This window comes from Polaromonas sp. (genome assembly GCF_012927485.1).
GTDB lineage: Bacteria > Pseudomonadota > Gammaproteobacteria > Burkholderiales > Burkholderiaceae_C > Polaromonas.
Map to the genome: position 1 here is coordinate 20,794 of NZ_JABBPC010000010.1, position 6,790 is coordinate 27,583.

Sequence of the window (6,790 nt, forward strand, 5' to 3'; positions counted from 1 at the left end):
TGCTGCAATTAGGGGTAACTACTTCTCGCAGCCGATTCGTGGTGCCGCTAGGTCTCGGAACGCTCAAGCATTTCGGCTGCCTCGCGCGCGGTCACCATCACCTGTCGCGCAGGCAGGGTTTTTAGACGGTGGTCGCTCCAGACCTGCCGCCAACGACGAGAGCCGGGCTGCCCGTGTCGGAGCCCGAGCATGTGGCGACTAATCGCAGACCAGGGCGTTCCGTCTTTGACAGCCTCGCGCTCCATGTAAGCAACCATCTGTTCCTCGACCACCTCGCGCGTGAATTCCCTTTGGGTGGCGCCTTTCGACTCAGTCGGCCCAGGCAGCTCGGAATGACCCGCATTAAAAAAGTTTGCGTCCCAAGAGGCCAACCACCAGGGGTTGTGATAAGCCTCGCGCCCAACCATTACGCCATCCAACTCACGCAGATGATCAGACACCTGCTCATCGGTGGTGAAGCCCCCGTTGATGCAAATGGTCAGGTGCGGAAACTCCAACTTCAGGCGGTGCACCAGTGCATAGCGCAAAGGCGGCACCTCGCGGTTTTCCTTGGGACTCAGACCTTTCAGCCAGGCGTTGCGCGCATGCACGATGAAGGTGTTGCAGCCCGCCTCGCTCACCGTCCCCACAAAGTCGCGCACAAACTCATAGCTTTCACACTTCTCGATACCGATGCGATGCTTTACCGTCACGGGTATCTTCACCACATCGACCATCGCCTTCACACAGTCAGCCACAAGTTGCGGCTCGGCCATCAGACACGCACCAAAGGCACCGCGCTGAACACGTTCGCTCGGACAGCCGCAATTTAGGTTGATCTCGTTGTAACCCCATTGCTCGCCCAGCCTTGCGCTGTGAGCCAGATCGGCCGGGTCGCTGCCGCCAAGCTGCAGTGCTACCGGGTGTTCCTCAGCGTTAAAGCGGAGATGCCGCTCCACGTCACCATGAATCAGCGCTCCCGTCGTGACCATTTCCGTGTACAGCAAGGCGTGACGCGAAAGCAATCGGTGGAAGTAGCGGCAATGCCGATCAGTCCAGTCCATCATCGGGGCGACAGAGAGTCGCCACCGATTGTAGGAAGAGATTACGGCAGTGCCGACGGCAGGCGCGTGAGAAGCAGGAAAAGGCATCTCTGTATTTTCCCCGAAAGAGGGTCAGTCAAACGGCGTTGGGGCCATTCCTCGCCATCCAGAAGCAGCGTTGCGAGGCCGTCCGACTTCTTGGCCGGGTAACATAAGCAGCCACCTAACTGGGTAAGCATGCATAAGGCAAAGGAAACCAGATGACAACAGTGCCCCCATCCCGATCGACAGCCGACGTTGCTCCAGCGCTTTTGTTCGGTCACTTCCGCGCGCTGGGCCTACTCACCCCAATCATGCTGATTGCAGCCTGCACTTCGGTGCCGCTACCGCCCTGGACACCGCCTGCTCTTCGACCTGCCGCTACCGCGCCGACTAGCCCCGATGCACCTGCGGCATCGCGACCGGAGCCCCCGCCCTCTGCGGTACAAATATCGCCCGTGGTTCCGCCATCAGCGAGGGCCCCCATTAACGCGGATCAGCCGGCCCCCTACAGCGCCGCTGTTGCCGCCCGTTTTCCCGCACCCTCGGTGACTTACAGCACGCCAGGCCTGCAAGCCGGGCGCACTATCTTCAGCACGCAAGCCGAAATTCAGGCCTGGTTGCGCGATCAGGCTGACGCTGCATCGCGTTCAGCGGGCGTCAAAGCCGCCGTGCTGCCTATCGGCCAGTCGCAGCGTGGCGAAGCCTTGGAAGCACTGGTGCTGGCCCGCGCCACCGGTACCGACCCGGACGCTCTGCTGGCAAACGGACGGCCCACTGTGCTGTTGGTAGGCCAGCAGCACGGAGACGAGCCTGCCGGCGGAGAAGCGCTGCTGATCATCGCGCGGGAGCTGGCGCAAGGGCTGTTGCAGCCCGCGCTGGAGCATATTAATGTGGTGATTGTTCCGCGCATCAATCCTGATGGCGCGGCAAGCGGCCAACCTACAACCGCGAATGGACTCGACATGAACCGAGACCAGCTTTTGCTCAACACGCCCGAAGCCCAGGCGTTGGCCAAACTGACGCGTGATTACCAGCCCACCGTCGTCGTGGACGCCCGCGAGTACACCGTGATTGGCCCGTTTCTGAAAAAGTTTGGAACGGAGCAAAAGTTCGATGCGCTGCTGCAATATGCCACCACCGCCAACCTCCCTGAATTTTTAACCAAGGCCGCCGAAGAGTGGTATCGCCGTCCTTTGCTGGCTGCGCTGAAGAGCCAGGGTCTCAGCACTGAATGGGCTTACACAACCTCGACGGATTTGGCCGACAAAAAAGTTTCCATGGGAGGGCCTCGACCCGAGACCGAACGGAATGTGAACGGCCTCAAGAATTCCGTTAGTTTGATGATTGAAAGCCGAGGCGTTGGCATTGGCCGACTGGCTATCCAGCGCCGCGTACACACCCATGTTACGGCCATCACCAGCGTGTTAGCCAGCACCGCCCAGCGAGCCAGCGAGCTCAACCAACTGCGTCCTTATATCGACAAGGAGGTCAGTGGGCTGGCCTGCAAGGGCGACGCCATTGTGGAAGCAGCGCTTACGCCTGCCCAGTATGAGCTGGTCATGCTGGACCCCGTGAGCGGCGCCGACAAACCCCTCACGGTAGACTGGAACTCCGCTCTCGCCCTGCGCACCATCAAGGCGCGCGCACGTCCCTGCGGTTACTGGCTGTCCGCAAGTTCCACCCGGGCTGTCGACCGGTTGCGCCTGCATGGCGTGCGGGTTTTGCGGGTTACCGAGCCCGGGTCCATGTTGGGCGACAGCTTTCGAGAAACCTCCCGCGCCGCAGGCGAACTTAGAGATGTTAGCGCCACAAGTGCCGACAGCAACCGGATTATCAAGGTGGAGGTCAGTCTTACCCGCGCTGTAGTGGACGTGCCAAGCGGCAGTTACTACGTACCACTCAACCAGCCTTTGGCGAATCTCGTCCTCGCTGCGCTGGAACCCGACACTCCAAGCAGCTACTTTGCCAACCAGCTGCTTGAGAACTTGCAAAGCACGGTACGCGTTATGGCCGAGCCCAACACCGCGCTCGAAGAGTTGCCTCGAGTTTGATGAAGACCCGCGTGGCTCGCCTGAATAAATCTGGCGCTTGCGTCTTACACAAAGAGAGTGCAACTGCTTACCGAGGGATGTTAATTTTTTGCGCCGTAATAGTTTGATTAAGACTAAAAAGGATTCGCATGAAAACCTTTGCACTTACTCCAAAAATGCTGAGCCTGGGCGGTGTTTTTTATCCGACGGGTTATGCGTTCATCATGTTCCCAGATATCGAGGAGGCCACGCTGGTCGCCCGCGAACTCGAAACAAGCGACGAAGACATCATGCTGCTGACGCCTGCAACCATCCTGGAGCAAATCGGCAAGGCTGATGGCCGCTCGGATTTGACGCTGCCGCGTGTCGGCACTGAAGGCGCCACCGTTAAAAAATACGTAGACCTGGCAACGGAAGGCCATCATGCGTTGATGATTCCGATGCCTTCCCAAGAAGCCACGGAGCGCATCATGGCAGTGGTACGCAAAGCGCCATTCTCTTTTGCAGAAAAATACCACATGCTGGCGATCGAAGATCTTGAGTAGCGACTTGGCCCGTCTACAAAGCCAGTTAACGGCGGCCTGATGGCGGGAATGGATTTGAGACCCCCTGGGCCTTATGTTTATGTGCCAATCCGGCAATCGTCTAATGCGACCAGCAATGCGACACATAGCGTACTTGCAAGGGCCGCCGGCCCCCTTTGATCAAGGTGGTCGCTGCTGGCGCCGCGTGACTTCCGATAGAGTGTGGGTGCGTACCTAGAACGCTTACATCTTGCCGCTCCAATTAGGGAGCCGCTTTCACCCTGAGACCTTGATTTTCACGCCCCGTTTTGAATCAACCCCTGCACGCCAAAGGAAGCCCGATGATTGACCTGCATTACTGGCCAACACCCAACGGATGGAAGATTTCCATCATGCTGGAAGAGTGTGGTCTCCCTTACCGGTTTCTTCCAGTAAATATCGGCAGAGGTGAGCAGTTCTCGCCTGATTTTCTGGCTATCAGCCCCAACAACCGCATGCCGGCCATCGTGGACCACGAGCCGACCGGCGGCGGTGCACCCGTGGCAGTCTTTGAAAGCGGTGCCATTTTGATGTACCTTGCAGAAAAAACGGGACAGTTCCTCGCTTCTGATGTCCGAAAACGTTATCAGACGCTTCAGTGGCTGATGTGGCAAATGAGCGGACTCGGACCGATGGCTGGACAAAACGGCCACTTCCTTCTGTACGCTCCAGAAAAACTTCCTTACGCCATTGAACGTTACGGCAAAGAGGTGGACCGGCTCTATGGCGTACTCGACGCGCAGCTGGCAGGCACGGGCGCTTACGTCTCAGGTTCAGATTATTCCATTGCCGACATGGCCATCTTTCCCTGGGTGCGCACGCACAAAGCACAGCAGGTTGATTTACAAAAATTCCCTCATGTGCTGCGCTGGTACGACGCCTTGTTCGAACGGCCAGCGGTCAAGCGCGGGCTGGCCCTCGGCAAAGCGCTGCGCGTGCCCACTATGACCGACGAAGCACGCAAATCCCTATTTGGGCAGACTGCGCAGAGCGTAAGAGACAGGCACAACGCTGCCGAAGCGCTTAATTTGGAAAAGAAGCGAACTTGAAATGATTGATTTTTTCTTTGACTGTTCCAGCCCCTGGACTTACCTGGCCTTTCGCAATATCCAGCCGCTGGCGGCTGAAATGAGAGAGCCGATCAATTGGCGACCAGTGCTCGTCGGCGGCATTTTCAACAGCGTCAACAAGGGCATTTATGCGGCCCGAGAAGACACGAACTCGCCCAAAAACCGCTACATGCTCAAGGATGTTCTGGACAACGCGCGAGAAGCCGGCCTCAGCATCGTTTTTCCGCCGAAGGTTTTTCCTGTCAACAGCGTGAAGGCGATGCGCGGCTGTTTGTGGATTGCACAAGATATTCAGGCGAAAGACCGTTACCTGGACTTTGTAGAGGCGACGTTTGCAGCCTATTTCAGCCGGGAAGAAGACATCTCACAGGACGATGTGCTTGCCGCTGTATGTCTGAAAGTAGGCATTGATGCTGATGCTTTTTTAGTGGGTATCGCGCACGCTGATGTCAAGGAAAAACTCAAGGCGAATACGCAAGAGGCGATCCGGCGGGGTGCCTTCGGCTCACCGACTTTCTTTGTCGGAGAAGATATGTATTTTGGCAACGACCGCTTGCCGCTGGTACGGTCAGCCGTGCTTCGCAAACGCGCCGGATGAATATGACCGGTTCCGTCATGGGTTGACAGATTGATGGTTGACAAGTTGGGGCTTAAATCCTCTCACAGGCGCCCTGTGAACCTCATCGGTCGCCTTATGGTGTGACGGTCAGCGGACTGTCCGCTGGCCATTTTTGCAGCAAGCGCCGCAGTTTCGAAATCACAGCCATAAAAAAGCCTGCATTACGCAGGCTTCTTGTTCAACGCAATTTAACGTTAATCATCGTTGCGGTCTCCGTGCTCATGGTCATGTTCACGCCGGTCTTGCCGCTGGTAATACACCGGGGCATACCCCTGCCCTTGCACGTAGTAGCCGTCCCGACGTCCGTGCCAGCCACGCCAGCCATTAGGGCGGCCATAGTAAACCGCTTGCGGCACTCCATAAATGGGCTGGGGTTGGTAATAAACCGGCGCAGGTTGGACGTAGATAGGCTGCGGCTGGATATACACAGGCTGCGGCTGCACGTACACCGGCATTGCGTTACCTACGTTGAGCTCTACGCCCGGAGAGCCGACGCCCACCGACCAAAACACGTTGTCTCTGGCCTCGGCGGCACCCGCAAAGCCGAGGGCGGCAACCGCCAGTGTGGCTGCGGCACCGGCCAAGACCACAGAGCGGTTTGACTTGTTAGCTATCTTCATAAACTTCTCCTAGAAAGGGGCGGAAAGCGCCCATGCGTCCATTAAACGCAGAGCCCGGTGTAACCGCCTACCGGTTGCACAGTTAAGAGCGTACCCAAACGTAACTCAGAGCTGACTCACACTACCGCCTAAAATCACTCGATGACCTCTCCTGTACCTCTTCATACTGCTGGTTTTGCTGAAAAAGACACCCACAAAACCAGTAATTTTCTACGCCAGATTATTGAGAAAGATCTGGCTGAAAATACCTATGCCAGCCGCCGTTGGGGCGGCAGCCCGGGGGACGCCGCACACCACGCTGCTGGCCAGCCTGATCCGGCTAAAATTCGCACCCGCTTTCCGCCCGAGCCCAACGGCTACCTGCACATCGGCCACGCCAAAAGCATTTGCCTGAACTTTGGTCTGGCGCGGGACTATGGCGGCGTGTGCCACTTGCGCTTTGACGACACCAACCCCGAAAAAGAAGATACCGAATACGTTGACAGCATCATCGACGCGGTGCGCTGGCTGGGCTTCGAATGGAACGGCTCGGCCACCGCTGCGCCCTACCAGGCCAGCGACTACTTCGACTTTATGTACCGCGCCGCCGAACATTTGATTAACGCCGGCCACGCCTATGTGGACGAGCAAACTGTCGAGCAAATCCGCATCAATCGCGGCGACTTCAACAAGCCCGGCGCAAACAGCCCGTTCCGCGTTCGCAGCCCCGCTGAAAATCTCGCCCGCTTTCACGAAATGCGCGACGGTCAACACGAAGATGGCGCCATGGTGCTGCGCGCCAGGATCGACATGGCCTCGCCCAACATCAATCTGCGCGACCCCGC

General features: G+C 57.8%; 7 protein-coding genes. 5 read left to right on the forward strand and 2 right to left on the reverse strand.

The features are described from left to right. Positions 1–47: 47 nt before the first annotated feature. Positions 48–1,130, reverse strand: coding sequence for a tRNA dihydrouridine(20/20a) synthase DusA (dusA, locus tag HHJ16_RS03955; protein ID WP_293640848.1), 1,083 nt, complete (start codon positions 1,128–1,130; stop codon positions 48–50). A 152-nt stretch (positions 1,131–1,282) separates the two neighbouring features. On the opposite strand from dusA, the gene HHJ16_RS03960 reads away from it, so the two are divergent. The 4 genes from HHJ16_RS03960 to HHJ16_RS03975 all read left to right on the forward strand — a co-directional run bounded on the left by HHJ16_RS03960 (position 1,283) and on the right by HHJ16_RS03975 (position 5,325). Next, positions 1,283–3,115: a M14 family zinc carboxypeptidase gene (locus HHJ16_RS03960; RefSeq protein ID WP_293640851.1), complete on the forward strand. Its 1,833-nt coding sequence runs from the start codon at positions 1,283–1,285 to the stop codon at positions 3,113–3,115. 128 nt (positions 3,116–3,243) lie between these two features. Next, positions 3,244–3,639 (forward strand): RNA-binding protein, encoded by a 396-nt coding sequence (locus HHJ16_RS03965; protein WP_293640854.1) that lies wholly within the window; start codon positions 3,244–3,246, stop codon positions 3,637–3,639. Positions 3,640–3,959: 320 nt separating this feature from the next. Further along, positions 3,960–4,706, forward strand: a complete 747-nt coding sequence (locus HHJ16_RS03970; RefSeq protein WP_293640857.1) for a glutathione binding-like protein — start codon at positions 3,960–3,962, stop codon at positions 4,704–4,706. A gap of 1 nt (position 4,707) precedes the next feature. Then, entirely contained in the window at positions 4,708–5,325 is a 618-nt protein-coding gene (locus HHJ16_RS03975; protein ID WP_293640860.1) for a 2-hydroxychromene-2-carboxylate isomerase, read from the forward strand. Between the two features lie 215 nt (positions 5,326–5,540). Here HHJ16_RS03975 and HHJ16_RS03980 read toward each other — a convergent pair whose 3' ends face one another. Then, entirely contained in the window at positions 5,541–5,966 is a 426-nt protein-coding gene (locus tag HHJ16_RS03980) for a hypothetical protein (protein WP_293640863.1), read from the reverse strand. 141 nt (positions 5,967–6,107) lie between these two features. On the opposite strand from HHJ16_RS03980, the gene HHJ16_RS03985 reads away from it, so the two are divergent. Further along, positions 6,108–6,790: glutamate--tRNA ligase family protein (locus HHJ16_RS03985; protein ID WP_293640866.1), on the forward strand; the 683-nt coding region annotated here is incomplete at its 3' end.

What these genes read in the sequence shown, in the direction of transcription:
- dusA (WP_293640848.1), bottom strand. Translation starts at nt 1,130, where the DNA reads ATGCCTTTTCCTGCTTCTCACGCGCCTGCCGTCGGCACTGCCGTAATC.
- HHJ16_RS03960 (WP_293640851.1), top strand. Translation starts at nt 1,283, where the DNA reads ATGACAACAGTGCCCCCATCCCGATCGACAGCCGACGTTGCTCCAGCG.
- HHJ16_RS03965 (WP_293640854.1), top strand. Translation starts at nt 3,244, where the DNA reads ATGAAAACCTTTGCACTTACTCCAAAAATGCTGAGCCTGGGCGGTGTT.
- HHJ16_RS03970 (WP_293640857.1), top strand. Translation starts at nt 3,960, where the DNA reads ATGATTGACCTGCATTACTGGCCAACACCCAACGGATGGAAGATTTCC.
- HHJ16_RS03975 (WP_293640860.1), top strand. Translation starts at nt 4,708, where the DNA reads ATGATTGATTTTTTCTTTGACTGTTCCAGCCCCTGGACTTACCTGGCC.
- HHJ16_RS03980 (WP_293640863.1), bottom strand. Translation starts at nt 5,966, where the DNA reads ATGAAGATAGCTAACAAGTCAAACCGCTCTGTGGTCTTGGCCGGTGCC.